Here is a 16,934-nt window from a genome sequence, read left to right on the forward strand (position 1 = left end):
TCGTCAAAAAAATACGCTAACTCATCACTTAACATGCTTTATTTCCTGTAAAAAGAAATAAATATGACACACTCGAAAGATCGTTCAAGTACTATATTTCATCTAAAACGATCAGCATTGGAACTCGTTTCAGGATCTACACTTACTCAACAAACCCCAGATACTGAAATAAATTCAGCATGACGACAAAAGGGCAAGGTAACTCTACGTATGTATTCCATCAGCCAGACAGAACCACCGTCAACAGACACCACCACTATCTAGCCGCCAATACCGTCAACCAAACCCCACCACCGTCATCCTGAACTCGTTTCAGGATCTGTACTTGTTAAACAAACCCCAGATACTGAAATAAATTCAGCATGACGACACAAGGGCAGCGTACTCTAGTATTTACCCTATCAAACAGATACCACCACCGGCACCAGGCACAAATACCATCAGCCAGCCACCACCACCGTCATCCTGAACTCGTTTCAGGATCTGTACTTACTCAACAAACCCCAGATACTGAAATAAATTCAGTATGACGGCCAGGGGGCAAACCGTCTAAACAAGATACTGAAATAAATTCAGCATGACGACAGAAGGGCAACGTAACTCTACGTATGAAGCCCGTCAACCAGACCCAGCCACCGTCAACCAGACTCAAACACCATCAGCCTGACCCCATCACCGTCATCCTGAACTCGTTTCAGGATCTGTACTTACTCAACCAACCCAGATACTGAAATAAATTCAGCATGACGACAAAAGGGCAACGTACTCTAGTATTTACCCTATCAAACAGATACCACCACCGGCACCAGGCACAAATACCATCAGCCAGCAGCCACCACCGTCATGCTGAACTCGTTTCAGGATCTGTACTTACTCAACAAACCCCAGATACTGAAATGAATTCAGCATGACGACAAGCGTTAACGCGCCTACACCAGATACTGAAATAAACTCAGCATAACGCCATTAACATGACGACAAACAGCAACGTGCCCAAACCAGATATCAACATAAATCCAGCACCACAAGGAAACAACTCTGTTACTCCCACACTTTCCTTTTTTCTGACTAGACAATAGTTAATAACTTGCGTATTATTCTGCGCAATACAGCTTTAACTATCTAAGCCCATACGTTCATATTTTGAAATGTATATATCGTTTAGATGAAAGCATGCAATTATATTTGTCTGCTGACTATTCCGGCATTAAGATGGCCATAATAATAAAGCGAAAACTGTACGCATTGTTAAGATGTTTTTACAATAAGCATCAAAAATTTCAAAACAACACGGCAGTTGACTCACTTAGCGAAGGATTGAATAAACTTACACGATGTTAAAATACTCTAAAAAACTAGTTGTCTCATTGTCATTATTGATGCTGAGTAGTTGTAGTATGATCCCTGGCAGTCATATGGAAGGCGTTGATGTTGAACCTGAAACTTCTACGCTAGCTCAAGACTTATCGAATGTTAGTATTTCGGTGATCGATTCAGCGCTTATCTCTGAATTAAAAGACAACCAACAAGCCTTCACTAAAGCCAAAAAATACAATCCAATGTCAATCGAAGGTTATGATTATGTGCTTGGTATTGGTGATGTATTATCTATTGGTGTATGGGACCATCCCGAACTTACTATTCCGGCAGCTGTTCAAAGAACTGCTGCATTTGACGGTTTTAGAATTCAAGCTGATGGCACCATTACCTATGCTTATGCCGCGAATGTACCTGCTGCCGGTAAAACCATTAGACAATTACACGCGATATTAGTAGAAAAACTAAGCCGAGTTATTGAAAAACCACAACTAGATATAAAAGTAGTCGGTTTTAATAGCCAAAGAGCTTATGTTACCGGCGAAGTAAACAAGCCAGGCGTATACCCAGTTACCGAAATTCCACTGACGTTAATCGACGCAATAAACCAAGCTGGCGGTTTAAGTGAAAGAGCCGATTGGCGCACAGTCACTTTTACACGAAACAATCAAACCGAAATTATTAAGCTAGATGACTTTTATACCAAAGGTGATATCAGTCAAAACCGTTTACTAAAACACGGTGATATCCTTCATGTAAATCGCACAGACAATCAAAAAGTATTTGTTCTTGGTGATGTAAACAAAGCCGGTAGCATTGAAATTAATCGTTATGGCTTAAGCCTTGCTGAAGCGTTAAGTGACGTGGGCGGTTTAAACGAAAAAACAGCCAATGCTAATGGTGTGTTTGTTTTACGCAAACGACCAGACAACCAAGAAGGCATCATTGCTGATGTTTATCAATTACATGCACAAAATGTAATTGCACTGGTATTAGCCGATCAATTTAAATTACAGCCTCGCGATATCGTTTACGTTACCACAGCACCTATTGCGCGTTGGAATCGTTTAATCAGCCAACTTGTACCCACTATTGCTGCACTTGAAAATATATCAACGATTAAAAATCAAGGTACTATTTTCTAATGGCGATGTTTAATAATATTTTAGTTGTGTGTGCGGGTAATATTTGTCGAAGCCCTACGGGTGAATACTTACTTAAAGATAAGCTAAAGGACAAAGGCGATAGCCAAATAAAAGTTTCTTCAGCAGGACTAACCGCATTAGTGGGTAATAGCGCAGAAGCAACAGCAACGAGTATTGCCTTAAGCAATAATATTGATATGAGCCCGCACCAAGGCAGGCAACTCAACTCAGCATTAATTACAGAAAATGATTTGATTTTAGTGATGGAAGAACGTCACTTAACCGATTTGTTAGGTAAATATCCACAGGCCAGAGGAAAAACCTTTTTGTTAGGTAAATGGATCGATAATACAGAGATACCTGATCCTTATCGCCAAAGTCATGAAGCGTTTGAGCATGTTTATCAATTAGTTGATAAAGCCTGTTCTGCTTGGACCAAATACCTTTAAACTAGCGTTTTAATTTACTCTTAAACAAAAAGTTTAAATTCTGAATTATTTATTAAAAAGTACACTTTATATGTCAATTAATGAAAATATAGCTCAGCCTACAGTCAAAAATCAGCAAGGCAACAATGCACCAGCGAACGAAATTGACTTAATGTCTCTCTTTGGCGCGTTAGTCGATCGTAAGTTTTTTATCTGTATTATCACAGCTATCTTTATGCTGGTAGGCGTTGCTGTCGCCATGTTTTCAACGCCTATCTATCAAGCAACGGCAATGATTCAAGTAGAAGAAAGTGGTGGTTCAGTACCAGGGTTAGATGATATGGCCGGCATGTTTGAAAGTAGCTCTAAATCAATTACAGAAATCGAATTGTTAAAGTCTCGCTCTGTTATCGGCGAAGCCGTTGATGCGTTGAAATTAGATATTGTTGCCAAGCCAAAATTATTCCCAGTAATTGGTGGTCGTAGTTTTAGAATATTCAACCCGACAAAAACAGGCGAGGTGGCACCCGCCAGTTTTGGTGCAGTAAGTTACGCTTGGGGTGGTGAAAAAATTGATGTATTCCGCTTTGATGTGCCTAAGTACGCTATCAATCTTGAGTATATAGTGCTTGCTGGCGAAAATCATACCTATAAACTATTATCAGCAAATGAAGAAGTGATTTTACAAGGTAAAGTAGGCGAAGAACTCACTAATGGCATTTTCAGTATTACCCTTAAAGCGTTAACGGCAAGAGCAGGTACTGAATTTACTGTTATCCGTAAAGATCGTTTAAATACCATTGTTGATTTACAGGCAGCCATTGGTGCTAGCGAAAAAGGTACAGACTCAGGTATTGTTAATTTAAGCTTGCAACATCAAACACCTGCTTACGCTGAAAATGTATTAAACAAAGCAGCTGAAATATATGTACGTAGAAATGTTGATAGAAACTCAGCAGAAGCTAAAAAATCGCTGGACTTTTTAGAAGTACAATTACCTGAAATTAAAAAGCAATTAGAAGTGTCGGAAGCCTTATTTAACGATTATCAAATAAACCAAAAATCAGTCAATATCACCCTCGAAACTCAAGGGGTATTGGAGCAAATAGTTGAGCTAGATACCAAGTTACAAGAACTTGACCTTAATCGTCTTGCTATGTCTCGAAAGTTCAAACGTACCCATCCTAACTACCAAGGCATTGTTGAACAAATAGATGCCGTACAAAAACAACGTGATGGCTTAGCACAAAAAATATCTAACTTACCTGAAATGCAACAAAAACTATTAGGCCTGACCCGTGATGTTGAAGTAGGTAACGAAATTTATATGATGCTGCTAGGTAAAGTACAAGAGTTAGATATTGTACGTGCCGGTACGGTAGGTAATGTGCGTATAATTGATGTAGCTGAAGTTAATACTACCAAGCCAGTAAAACCTAAAAAAGCATTAATTGTAGTTATGGCTACTATGCTAGGCGGTATGTTAGCGATAGCGATAGTACTTATACAAAAAGCACTGCATAAAGGCGTTGAAGACCCAAGTGAAATAGAAGCGATTGGCATGCCAGTATATGCCAGTGTGCCTTTCTCAGCCTATCAAGATAAATTGTCAGATTTAATTAGTGGTAAGAAACGAAAAAATCAGGCAGGAAAAAAGGTATTAGCCGTAGATAACCCAGCAGATTTATCTATAGAGGCATTACGTAGCCTGCGTACCAGTCTGCACTTTGCCATGATGGAAGCCAAAAATAATGTTATTGCTATCTCTGGACCTTCTCCAGGTGTCGGTAAATCTTTCATATCAGCAAACTTAGGGGTGGTGCTCGCGCAGAGTGGCCAAAAAGTGTTGTTAATAGACGCTGATATGCGTAAAGGCTATATCCATAAGCATTTTGGCTTTGCATGGAAAAACGGTTTGTCTGAATATTTATCAGGCCAACAAATGCTAGAGCAGGTCACTAAATCGACTGATGTAGTAGGTTTTGACATTATTACACGGGGTCAAGTACCCCCTAACCCGTCTGAGCTATTAATGCATGCCAATTTTAGTAAATTAATCGCAGAAATAAAAACTAAGTACGACATTATCATTATTGATACACCCCCTATTTTAGCGGTTACAGATCCAGCCATTGTTGGCGGCCATGCGGGAAGCATGCTACTTGTTACGCGCTTTGGTCAAAATGGCATTAAAGAAATAGATTACGCTCGCCAACGTTTTGAACAAAACGGTATCGATGTAAAAGGTGTGGTATTTAATGGCGTTCTTAAAAAAGCCAGTAACGCCTATGGCTATTACGGATACGCTAACTACGAATATAAATCAGATAAATAACCCGTAGGCGCGAGTTTGGCTATACCGTCATTCCCGAGTTTAGCTATACCGTCATTCCCGAGTTTGACTATACCGTCATTCCCGAGTTGTCTTGTCGGGAATCCATGGGCTTTGTAGGCGGAAATTTATACGCGCAATTACTAATAAATAAAAATTAGTAATAAATGCAAACTATAAATTATCCGACATTAATATACGGACCTATTGGTATAGAAATAAGTTTACGGTTTAAGCTCTTATAAGTGAAAAATTTTAAACGAATAAATGTTAATTACGAGCGTTACGTAATGTCTCAGAAATGACGTTTTTCGCCTCATGTGTAAAATAGATCAGAGTTTAGATGTTGAATTAATTCAACGTTTTATTGATGAATAGGAAAGAAATAATACGGATGTTAGCCGAAAATACCTTTAAAACCATTGTTGCCTCAACACCATTAGTCTCGATCGATTTACTGGTTCGAGATCCCCAAGGTTATATATTATTAGGAAAACGCGTAAATCGACCTGCACAAGGTGCATGGTTTGTGCCTGGTGGCAGAGTCTTAAAAGATGAACCCATTGAACAAGCCTATACGCGTTTACTCAGAATAGAGTTAGATATGGATAAAACGTCGAGCTATTTTAAGGGCGTCTATCAGCATTTTTATGAGGATAACTTTTCTGAAGAAGCCTTTACAACGCATTATGTCGTGTTAGCTTATGAAGTTATCTTTAATGGAGATATCGCTTCATTACCCGTTGCTCAACATAACGATTATCGTTGGTTTTCAGAAATGGCGTTGTTAGCTCATAACGATGTCCATATTCATACCAAGTGGTATTTTCAGAAAAATAAACAAGCTGATAACTTGATTGCAAATTTAAAGTAAGGAATATAAATGATCACTCCCGTTATAATGGCTGGGGGCTCAGGCTCTCGCTTGTGGCCACTTAGTCGCTCGTTATACCCTAAGCAGTTTTTAGCCTTAAACGGCAATGAAACAATGCTACAGCAAACCTTACAAAGACTTTCTGGGTTAACGCTTGAACGGCCGGTAGTTATTTGTAATGAAGAGCACCGTTTTATCGTGGCTGAGCAATTACGTGAAATCAATCAATCTGGCTCAATTATCTTAGAGCCTGTTGGCCGTAATACAGCGCCTGCAATTGCCTTAGCTTCAAAAACAGTAATGGCATCTAAAGACTCTTTAATTCTTATTTTAGCTGCCGATCACGTTATTGAAAATGAAAGCGCTTTTGTTGATGCTGTCGAAAAAGCTATTCCTTTAGCCGAAGCGGGTAAACTTGTGACTTTTGGTATTGTACCTACCGAAGCGCATACCGGTTATGGCTACATAAAGCGTGGTGAATCTGTTAACGAACATGGCTTTCAAGTCGATGCCTTTGTTGAAAAACCTAATGCAGAAATAGCCAGTGAATACTTTGAAGGGAAAGAGCATTATTGGAATAGCGGCATGTTTTTAATGAAAGCAAGTCGGTACTTAGAAGAATTAAAGCAATTTAGACCTGATATTTATACAGCATGTGAAAGTGCTTTGGCAAACACCTCAAAAGATGAAGACTTTATTCGAATAGATAAAGGTGCCTTTGAAAAATGTCCTGATGAATCTATTGATTATGCGGTAATGGAAAAAACAGCGGATGCGGTTGTGGTTCCATTAGATGCAGGTTGGAGTGATATTGGTTCTTGGTCTGCATTATGGGATGTAAACAACAAAGACTCTAATGGCAATGCCGTGGTTGGTGACAGCATTATACACGAAACGACTAACTGCTTAATCCAAGGCAGTGAACGATTAATTGCAACGGTTGGTATCGACAATTTAGTTATCGTTGACACAAAAGATGCTTTACTCGTTGCTAGTAAAGATAGAGTACAAGATGTAAAGAGAATTGTAGAGCAATTGAAAGCGGAAGGTAGAAGCGAATTTAAGAATCATCGTGAAGTTTATCGTCCTTGGGGTAAATATGATTCTATTGATACAGGAACGCGCTATCAAGTAAAACGTATAACGGTTAAGCCTGGTGAGAAACTGTCTATTCAAATGCATCATCACAGAGCTGAGCATTGGATAGTGGTGTCAGGTACGGCAAAGGTCACAAATGGCGATAAAACATTTTTAGTGACAGAAAATGAATCTACATACATACCCATTGGTGTGATTCATGCGCTGGAAAATCCAGGGAAATTACCTTTAGAAATGATTGAAGTTCAGTCAGGAACCTATCTAGGTGAAGATGATATTGTACGTTTTGAAGACCGATATGGTCGCGTGTAAAACCAACACTTAAGAGAAAATATATGACTGAACTTACTTGTTTTAAAGCATATGATATTCGTGGAAAATTAGGTGATGAACTCAATGATGAGATCGCTTACCGAATAGGACGAGCTTTTGCTTTGTACTTAAAGCCTAAAAAAGTTGTAGTAGGTGGTGACATTCGTTTAACCTCAGAATCATTAAAACTCTCTTTTTCAGATGGTCTACGAGATGAAGGTGTAGACGTATTTGATATAGGGATGACGGGCACTGAAGAAATCTATTTTGCTACTAAAAATCTAGGCATGTGTGGTGGTGTTGAAGTAACAGCGAGCCATAACCCGATGAATTATAATGGTATGAAATTTGTCAGAGAAGATTCTAAGCCAATAAGTGGTGATACAGGCTTAAATGCCATTAAAGCGCTAGCCGAAAGTCAGCCTTGGAAAAATAGCGATCTTATTACGCAAGCATCACCAAAAGGGGAGTATACACAAATTTCGAATTTGGCTGCTTATGTTGACCACTTAATGACATACATAGCCCCTGAAAATATTACCCCACTTAAATTAGTGGTAAATTCGGGTAATGGCGCTGCTGGTCATGTTGTTGATGCAATAGAGGTAGCGTTTAAACAGCTCAACATCCCAATTGAATTGATTAAAGTGCATCACGAAGCTGATGGTGATTTTCCTAATGGTATACCTAATCCACTATTGATCGAAAATAGGGAAGATACCGCTAAAGCGGTTCGTGAGCATAATGCCGATATGGGGATAGCATGGGACGGCGATTTCGATAGATGTTTTTTGTTTGATGAAACAGGTGAATTCATCGAAGGGTATTATATCGTAGGTTTACTAGCTGAAGCTTTTTTGAAAAAAAATACGGGTGGAAGTGAAAAACCAACAAAAATCATTTATGATCCGCGCCTAACTTGGAATACCGAGCAAATAATTAAAGAAAATAATGGCGAAGCCATTATGTCTAAAACAGGTCATGCTTTTATTAAAGAGCGAATGCGTAAAGAAGATGCTGTTTATGGCGGAGAAATGAGTGCTCATCATTACTTTCGCGATTTTGCTTATTGCGACAGTGGTATGATCCCATGGTTATTAGTTGCAGAGTTATTATCAGTTAAAAAACAGACGTTATCTTCGATGGTTAAAAATTGTATTGCTGCTTTTCCTAGCTCAGGAGAGATTAATTCAAAACTCGACAATCCAACGTTAGCGATAGAACGAGTATTAGAGCAATACAAAGAACAAGCGGTAGACATCGATTATACAGACGGTATCGGTTTATCTTTTAAAGAGATAAATGCTGAAAACACGTTTGAATGGCGCTTTAATCTAAGAACATCAAATACTGAGCCGGTAGTTAGACTCAATGTTGAAGCGAAAGGTAATGTCGCTTTAATGCAAGAAAAAACAAATGAATTATTAGAGTTGTTAAGAAAATAACATCTTGTACATAGGATTTAGGAAATAGAAATGACAAAGAATAAAGTAGCATTAATCACAGGTGTTACAGGCCAAGATGGGTCTTACCTTGCTGAATTATTATTAGAAAAAGGCTATGAAGTACATGGTATTAAACGACGTGCATCGTCGCTAAATACTGAGCGTGTAGACCATATTTATCAAGATAATCATGAAAATAATCAAAAGTTCTTTTTACATTACGGCGACTTGACCGACTCTTCAAATTTAACGCGCATTATCAAAGATGTTCAACCTGATGAAGTCTATAACTTAGGGGCACAGTCACATGTCGCTGTTTCATTTGAATGTCCTGAATATACTGCTGATGTAGATGCCATGGGCACACTTCGTTTATTAGAAGCTATTCGCTTTTTAGGCATGGAAAAAACAACTAAATTTTACCAAGCGTCTACTTCAGAGCTTTATGGTGAAGTACAAGAAATACCACAAAAAGAAACGACCCCTTTTCACCCTCGTTCTCCTTATGCAGTAGCAAAAATGTATGCGTACTGGATAGTTGTTAACTACCGTGAATCTTACGGTATGTATGCATGTAACGGTATTTTGTTTAATCACGAATCACCTCGGCGTGGTGAAACCTTTGTTACGCGTAAAATTACCCGTGCTATTACCAATATTTCTCAAGGCTTAGAAAAATGTTTATTCCTGGGTAATATGGACGCACTTCGTGATTGGGGGCATGCTAAAGATTACGTGCGTATGCAATGGATGATGTTACAACAAGAAACTGCCGATGACTTTGTTATTGCAACGGGCAAGCAAATATCTGTACGTGAATTTGTATCATTATCAGCTAAAGAAGTAGGTATTGAATTAGAATTTACTGGTGAAGGTCTTGATGAAATAGCGACAGTTAAAGCTATCACTGGCGATAACGCGCAAGCATTAACTGTTGGTGATGTTATTGTACGTGTTGACCCACGCTATTTCCGCCCGGCAGAAGTTGAAACTTTGCTTGGTGACCCTTCAAAAGCAAAAGAAAAATTAGGTTGGGTACCACAAATTACCGTAGAAGAAATGTGTGCTGAGATGGTTCAGAACGATTTAAGTAAAGCAAAGCAACATGCACTACTTAAAGCGCACGGTCATAAAGTCGCTATGTCAATTGAAAATCAGGGGTAAGAGTATGCTTGCCTTAGATACTAAGATATTTGTTGCTGGACACCGTGGCATGGTTGGGTCGGCGATTGTTCGTCAGCTTGAAGCAAGTGGTTATACTAACATCATTATTCGCACGCGGACTGAGTTAGACTTAACTAATCAGCAAGCTGTCGTTGATTTTTTTCAAGCTGAAAAAATAGAACAAGTCTATTTAGCTGCGGCTAAAGTGGGTGGGATTGTTGCTAATAATACTTACCCTGCTGATTTCATTTATGAAAACTTAATGATTCAGTGCAATATTATACACAGCGCACACTTGGCAAATATTCAGCAATTATTATTTTTAGGCTCTTCATGTATTTATCCTAAATTGGCAGAGCAGCCAATGAAGGAAACCGCTCTTTTAACCGGTACACTTGAAGAAACTAACGAACCTTATGCCGTAGCTAAAATAGCTGGCATCAAACTGTGTGAAAGCTATAACCGACAGTATGGCCGAGATTATCGTAGTGTCATGCCGACCAATCTTTATGGTGCACATGATAATTTTCACCCCGAAAATAGTCATGTTATCCCTGCTCTTTTGCGACGGTTTCATGAAGCAAAATTAAATGGTGATAAAGAAGTTATTGCATGGGGCAGTGGCAAGCCGATGCGTGAATTTTTGTATGTTGATGATATGTCTGATGCATCTATTCATGTTATGAATTTAGATAAAACTACTTATGATGAAAATACAGAGCCTATGCTAAGCCATATTAATGTTGGTACAGGTGTCGATTGTACAATCAAAGAGTTGGTTGAAACTGTAGCTAAAGTTGTAGGTTTTACAGGTGATGTAAAATTTGATGTAACTAAACCAGATGGCGCACCCCGTAAGCTAATGAATGTTGGCAGACTCAAGTCACTGGGTTGGGAATACTCTGTTTCTTTAGAAGATGGGTTAAGCTCTGCTTATCACTGGTTTATAAATAACCGAAATAACTTGAGATATTGAAAGCATCTCAATGGATATAAAAATCAAATTAACAAATTTAAAAAATAATCAAGGTGTTATGAAATACTTAAAAAACACCTCATGGCTTCTTGGTGAAAAAATATTAAGGATGACTCTTGGCCTTTTCGTTGGTATTTGGATCGCTCGCTATTTAGGCCCTGAGCAATTTGGGCTATTTAGTTATGCGCAAAGTTTTGTTGCTCTTTTTGCTACATTTGCGACATTAGGGCTTGACGGAATTGTTATAAGGGCGTTAGTGAAAGATGAAAGCCATAGAGACAAACTTTTAGGTACTACGTTTATACTTAAATTGGTTGGTGCTATTTTAGTGCTTTCATTACTTGCTGTCGCTGTGTTTTTTCAATCAAATGATCACCAAACTAATTTACTTATTTTTATTATCGCTTCAGCGACGATCTTTCAAAGTTTCAACACGATAGATTTTTATTTTCAAAGTAGAGTGTTAAGTAAATATGTTGTTTATAGCAATGTATCTTCTCTTTTGCTGTCATCAATTATTAAAGTTATCTTGATTTTAAATGAAGCCCCTTTAATTGCTTTCGCTTATGTCATTCTTTTCGATAGCCTAGTGCTAGCGTGTGGTTTTATTTATTTTTATTTTAAAAATGAATTGCAAGTCTTTTTTTGGTCTTTCGACAAAAAGATGGCTAAATCATTACTGAAAGATAGCTGGCCACTAATTTTGAGTGGGTTAGTTATTACTATGTATATGAAAATAGATCAGGTCATGATTAAAGAAATGCTTGATGCTGGTTCTGTTGGCCAATATGCTGCAGCAGTTAGATTAAGTGAAGTTTGGTATTTTATTCCTGTAGTGATTGCATCGTCATTATTTCCTGCAATATTAAATGCAAAAGAGACCTCAAAAACTTTGTATCTTTCGCGATGTCAAAAGCTGTATGATTTAATGGCATGGTTATCTATTATTATAGCACTGCCTATTACATTTATAAGTGATGATGTTATAAACCTTCTTTATGGCTCTCAATATAATAGTGCTATTGGTGTCCTAAAAATCCATATATGGTCTGCCGTTTTCGTCTTTTTAGGTGTAGCTAGTAGTAAGTGGTTTGTGGCTGAAAACTTACAGAAATACTATTTTTATAGAACTCTTGCTGGTGCTATTATAAATATATTTTTGAATTTTATTCTAATTCCAAAATATGGTATTTATGGGGCTGCTATTGCTACTTTAATTGCACAAATAATTGCTTCATACTTATACAACGCAATGAATAGTAAATTACGTGCAGTCTTTTGGATGCAAACCAAAGCATTACTTTTACCGTTTAGACTCTTTTTAAAAATATATTACTAAGCATTTTATTTATATGCAAAATAACAAATACATTTAAGGAAAATTATGAAAAAAACTGTAGTTTATGTTTCAGGAACCTTTGACCTTTTTCATAGTAATCATTTGAAAATGATAGAATATGGCGCTGGATTAGGTGATACATTAATTATTGGGGTGAGCACCGATGAACTAGTGTGTACATATAAAAAACCTCCAGCAATACCATTTGAAGAGCGATTAGCTATAGTACAAGCCTTGAAACACCCTCAGGTGGTCATACCTCAACGATCATTAGAGCATACAGAGAGGGTGAAAGATTTAAATATTGATATTTTTGTTGTAGGTGATGACTGGAAGGGAAAATATGATTATTTGAGAGATTTAGATGTAAAGGTTTTTTACTTCCCTTACGGTGAAGGAGTAAGTACAACAAACCTAAAAAAACAAATTCATAGTCAATATGCAGACTTAATAAAAAATTCTGATGAACATAAAAATCCAGAGAAAATTGAGTGAAGGCCATATTAATAGATGGTGGTGGTGATCTTGCTCAAAATCTTAAAAAAATTGAGCAAGAATATAAAGTGATTACACCGTCGCGTTCTGAGTTTGACGTTACAGATTAACTTTCAATTAAAATTTTTTTTTAATAACAAAATTGATGTACTTATCAATAATGCTCGAGTTATCTACCCAAAACGTTTACTACATTCTGATAGTGCACTTTGGATTAAGGATATAAAAGTAAATTTTGTGGGAACTTACCTTCGTAGTAAAAATGCATTGGAAAAATTGAAAATGTATTGTAATAAATATATCTGCTACCGTAGGTTATGAATCTTATCCTGACAGGAGTTATTACATTTACTAAATGTTTATCCAATGGTCGGTTTAGCGTTTTTTGCTTATGTCCTGCTGCTGTTAATACCCAATTTAGAGACAATTTAACTTTAAGTAATGCTAATGCAGTTAATGCTAGTTCTGTTTCTGAACATATGAACGACGTTATCAATGGTAGGTCTAATCCTGGAGATGCTCTTTTTTTAGAAAAAAGAATTTAAATTAAATCCTTAATGGAAATATAATGGAAATATAATGGAAAAAAATAAATTTTTAAAGCCTCAAGATGCATGGATAACCGTCATTTTTTTTGATGTGTTTGCTATACCTATTGCAAAATTTACGTCTCGTTATGTGCGTCAGTTAACACCAGACCATTTTTCATTTGGGTCTCTTTATACATTCGTGCTTGCTCTTATTGTTTTGTATTTCGGTTATCCTGTTATCGCACTAATTCTGATGTTGCTATCAACTACCCTAGACTGTGTTGATGGGAAGTTAGCTAGACTAAATGAAATTCAAACAGTTCACGGGAAATACCTAGATGCATTATGTGATTTTTTAGCTCATAGTTTTGGTTTTTTAGCTATTGCTGTTTGGTTTTATATGAAAGATGATTATTTATCGGTAGTCATTATACTTATTTGGAGTGGTTATTTGGGCATCATGCACATAAATAGTGTTTTAAAGCCGGTAAGTAACAATAAAAGTGATAATAATTTGAATAGTGATATGAATAAGTGGAATGAGTTTTGCGCAAGCAGAAGGTTAATTTCTCGACCAATATCGGTTGTAGAAATAGCATTTGTTGTAATTCCATTCTCAGTTGTAATACCAGATTTTTCATCATTATTTCTTTCGTTTTTTACTTTTTTATTTTTCATGAATAGAATTTTTATCAAGGTGGGATAGCCGATTATGAATGAATATACAGATCCTCTTATTTCCGTCATTATTCCCAACTATAATAATGAACAATACTTAGAGGCATGCATCGGAAGTGTGTTAAACCAAACATACTCAAATATTGAAATTATTGTCGTTGACGATTTTTCTACAGATGGATCTTGGGGGCTTTTGAATTCTTTGGTAAAGAAAATAGATAATTTAACTATTTTTAAAAATGAAAAAAACAAAGGAGTTTCCTATTCTAGAAACCGTGGTGTTGATTATGCTAGAGGCGAATATATCACTACATTAGATCCAGATGACCTGTTTTATTTTGATAAAATCCAATCTGAATATAATGTATTTGTTAAACATGGCAACAAAGATATAGTCGCATATTCTAGTTTTACGACATTTACTGAAGAACTACAACCTATAACTAAAAAAATTGATAAATCAAATGCAGTTGATGGTGATATTTATAGAGGGATGTTGTATAGAGCAATTCCTTTTTCTAGGGACCTTCTTATTAAAAAGGATATGTTCAAAATAGTGGGTGGTTTTAATGAGAGTCTTAATTTATATGAAGACTGGGACTTTAAATTGAGACTAGCAAAAAAATATGAGTATTATTTTAGCGGTGTGGATGGTATTAAGTATCGTCAACATAATACTGGTTTATCATCTGTTGATTTTAGTAAACATGTTTCTGCGATGCGAAGTATTTTTTTATCCAACCAGCCTAATGGTAGACTATGGCTATTTAATCTGATCAATCAAAGGGATTTTCATAACCGAATTGTTAGAAAAATTTTATTTTTGAGTGGTTTAAATCGTTTGTTTTAGTTGGTTATCATTCTTTCTGCTTCATCAAGGAGTACATCTCTATTGTGCAAGTTTGTTAATAATAAATTTCTTGGAGATTTTATTAATACTGTTCAGATCGATAAGAAATTGTAAGGATCAATTAATGAGTGAAATTAAGTCTTTAAATAATGAATTTAGTACTACTAAATTACTTACTAGGATGAAATCCTACGTTGCCTCATCGGATGCAGATACGTTTGAATCAGTCTCTTTCTTACCTGAAAATAAATATAGGTTAGCGGAGGGTGGATTAAGAACACAGGGGTATTTTAAACAGACTAGAAGTGACAAACCTTTAGTATCAATTGTGACTATTGTTTATAACGGACAAAAACATATTGAGGAAACGATACTAAGTGTTCTAAACCAAGATTATGATAATGTTGAATACATTGTTATTGATGGTGGTTCTACTGATAATACTTTGAATATAATAAAAAAGTATACTAGTGGGATTGATTATTGGGTCAGTGAAAGCGATCAGGGTATAAGTGATGCTTTTAATAAAGGTATTCGATGTTGTTCTGGGCAGATAGTTGGGTTGATTAACGCAGACGATTATTATGAAAAGGATTCATTTAAAAGCATTGTGAGCAGCTATATTAATCTTGGAGATCATGCTCAAAGTGTGATTTATGGTCATACAAATAAAATAACGATTGATGGTCGTAAACAAATAAAAAATGATAATAAATTAAGCTGGTGTATTAGTGTGCCTTTCAGCCATTGTTCTTCTTTTCTAACGATGGCGTATTATAAAAAATTTGGTTTATTTAATACTACATTTAAAATAGGCATGGATGTGGAATTACTAATGCGAGGACTAAAGTCTGCTAATTACATTGGGTTATCCGAATTCATAGCAACCCAAAGGGATGGTGGCGTCAGTGATAGGTTACGTCTTGAAGGCTATAAAGAATATAGAAAAATTGCCAAGAATTATTTTGGCTATACTCTAAGTCATTTAGGTCATTTAATCAAAATAGCAATATTCTATAAAAATAAGGTTTTAAAATGAATGAGTTTTTAAAAGGAATTGTTTTTTATTTTATAAATCATATTCTTAATAAAATACCTTCTCGATATTTTCGTATGTTTTTCTATTCTTTATTGTCAAAGGGAAATATAAGTCGAAAAGCATCTATAGGTTTAGGTGTTCGAATTTTAGATATTCGTAATGTTAAAATTGGTGACTATACCAATATAAACTTTAATAGCATCCTCGATGGACGAGGTGATGGCATCGAAATAGGCACTAATGTAGATATTTCACCACAAGTAAATGTTTGGTCACTCGAGCATAATCCCAATGCTCCCAATCATGCCAGTCGAAGTGGTAAGGTTATTATTGGTGATAACTGTTGGATAGCAAATAGAGTTACGATTTTACCCGCTACACATATTTTGAAAAATAGCGTCCTTGCCGCTAATAGTTTAGTCAAAGGTGTATATAAAGAGAATAGTATTTTAATGGGAGGGAAAGCCGAGGTTAGAGGTGAAAGAGCTGTGAATATCGGAGCTACTTTGACATCGATTAGGAAATTTAGATGAGTAAAAAATTACAATTCTATATGAAGCAGCAAAGTGAAAAACACCTTCCATTTATACCATTTGTAATACCTCTTGTTATATTCCTTGGATCTATTTTGTTTCTATATCTATTACCTTTTAGCAAGGTAATAGATAGTACAATTGTACCGCTTAGCGTTTTGGATTATCTACTTACGATGAGTATTGTTGCCCTTTTTTTTACTATTAATAAGCGAGAAATCGTACAGACTGACTTGCTATTAAAAACCGATTATTTACTTTTTACTAAGAAATATTTTTATTTTTTTGTTCCTCTTGTTCTATATTCTTTATATGGAACTTATAACAATTTAAGTTTAGTTATTTTTTATGGACACAATAGAGTGGACTTGTTAGACAC

Annotated in this window: 15 protein-coding genes; all 15 read left to right on the forward strand. The window is 36.2% G+C overall.

The features are described 5' to 3' along the window. Positions 1 to 1,334: 1,334 nt before the first annotated feature. Positions 1,335 to 2,462, forward strand: coding sequence for a polysaccharide export protein (locus tag H4J62_RS19415; RefSeq protein WP_182218509.1), 1,128 nt, complete (start codon positions 1,335 to 1,337; stop codon positions 2,460 to 2,462). Positions 2,463 to 2,467: 5 nt separating this feature from the next. Next, positions 2,468 to 2,911: a low molecular weight protein-tyrosine-phosphatase gene (locus H4J62_RS19420; RefSeq protein ID WP_182218513.1), complete on the forward strand. Its 444-nt coding sequence runs from the start codon at positions 2,468 to 2,470 to the stop codon at positions 2,909 to 2,911. Between the two features lie 70 nt (positions 2,912 to 2,981). After that, complete coding sequence (locus tag H4J62_RS19425; RefSeq protein ID WP_182218508.1) at positions 2,982 to 5,225, forward strand: polysaccharide biosynthesis tyrosine autokinase; 2,244 nt, start codon at positions 2,982 to 2,984, stop codon at positions 5,223 to 5,225. A 391-nt stretch (positions 5,226 to 5,616) separates the two neighbouring features. After that, positions 5,617 to 6,096: a GDP-mannose mannosyl hydrolase gene (locus H4J62_RS19430; protein WP_182218511.1), complete on the forward strand. Its 480-nt coding sequence runs from the start codon at positions 5,617 to 5,619 to the stop codon at positions 6,094 to 6,096. Positions 6,097 to 6,105: 9 nt separating this feature from the next. After that, positions 6,106 to 7,506: a mannose-1-phosphate guanylyltransferase/mannose-6-phosphate isomerase gene (locus tag H4J62_RS19435; RefSeq protein ID WP_182218506.1), complete on the forward strand. Its 1,401-nt coding sequence runs from the start codon at positions 6,106 to 6,108 to the stop codon at positions 7,504 to 7,506. Between the two features lie 23 nt (positions 7,507 to 7,529). After that, the gene (locus H4J62_RS19440) at positions 7,530 to 8,951 is read left to right on the forward strand and encodes a phosphomannomutase CpsG (protein WP_182218504.1); all 1,422 of its coding nucleotides are present in this window, start codon (positions 7,530 to 7,532) and stop codon (positions 8,949 to 8,951) included. Between the two features lie 30 nt (positions 8,952 to 8,981). Then, positions 8,982 to 10,115 (forward strand): GDP-mannose 4,6-dehydratase, encoded by a 1,134-nt coding sequence (gene gmd / locus H4J62_RS19445; RefSeq protein WP_182218503.1) that lies wholly within the window; start codon positions 8,982 to 8,984, stop codon positions 10,113 to 10,115. 4 nt (positions 10,116 to 10,119) lie between these two features. Continuing rightward, on the forward strand, positions 10,120 to 11,091 hold the full coding sequence (locus H4J62_RS19450; RefSeq protein WP_182218501.1) for a GDP-L-fucose synthase: 972 nt from the start codon (positions 10,120 to 10,122) through the stop codon (positions 11,089 to 11,091). Between the two features lie 10 nt (positions 11,092 to 11,101). Then, the gene (locus H4J62_RS19455) at positions 11,102 to 12,430 is read left to right on the forward strand and encodes a flippase (protein ID WP_182218499.1); all 1,329 of its coding nucleotides are present in this window, start codon (positions 11,102 to 11,104) and stop codon (positions 12,428 to 12,430) included. A 45-nt stretch (positions 12,431 to 12,475) separates the two neighbouring features. Beyond that, a complete protein-coding gene (locus tag H4J62_RS19460; protein ID WP_182218497.1) occupies positions 12,476 to 12,925 on the forward strand; it encodes an adenylyltransferase/cytidyltransferase family protein in 450 nt (149 codons plus the stop codon). A 579-nt stretch (positions 12,926 to 13,504) separates the two neighbouring features. Further along, entirely contained in the window at positions 13,505 to 14,161 is a 657-nt protein-coding gene (locus H4J62_RS19465; protein WP_182231367.1) for a CDP-alcohol phosphatidyltransferase family protein, read from the forward strand. 6 nt (positions 14,162 to 14,167) lie between these two features. After that, positions 14,168 to 14,983, forward strand: a complete 816-nt coding sequence (locus H4J62_RS19470; RefSeq protein WP_182218738.1) for a glycosyltransferase family 2 protein — start codon at positions 14,168 to 14,170, stop codon at positions 14,981 to 14,983. 124 nt (positions 14,984 to 15,107) lie between these two features. After that, the gene (locus H4J62_RS19475) at positions 15,108 to 16,022 is read left to right on the forward strand and encodes a glycosyltransferase family 2 protein (RefSeq protein ID WP_182231368.1); all 915 of its coding nucleotides are present in this window, start codon (positions 15,108 to 15,110) and stop codon (positions 16,020 to 16,022) included. After that, the gene (locus tag H4J62_RS19480) at positions 16,019 to 16,555 is read left to right on the forward strand and encodes an acyltransferase (protein ID WP_182231369.1); all 537 of its coding nucleotides are present in this window, start codon (positions 16,019 to 16,021) and stop codon (positions 16,553 to 16,555) included. Before H4J62_RS19475 ends, H4J62_RS19480 begins: the two co-directional genes overlap by 4 nt. Beyond that, a partial coding sequence (locus tag H4J62_RS20230; RefSeq protein ID WP_220471442.1) for a hypothetical protein occupies positions 16,552 to 16,934 on the forward strand: 383 nt, incomplete at its 3' end. The genes H4J62_RS19480 and H4J62_RS20230, both read left to right, overlap by 4 nt.

It is taken from the genome of Colwellia sp. BRX8-5, assembly GCF_014077325.1.
Taxonomy (GTDB): domain Bacteria; phylum Pseudomonadota; class Gammaproteobacteria; order Enterobacterales; family Alteromonadaceae; genus Colwellia_A.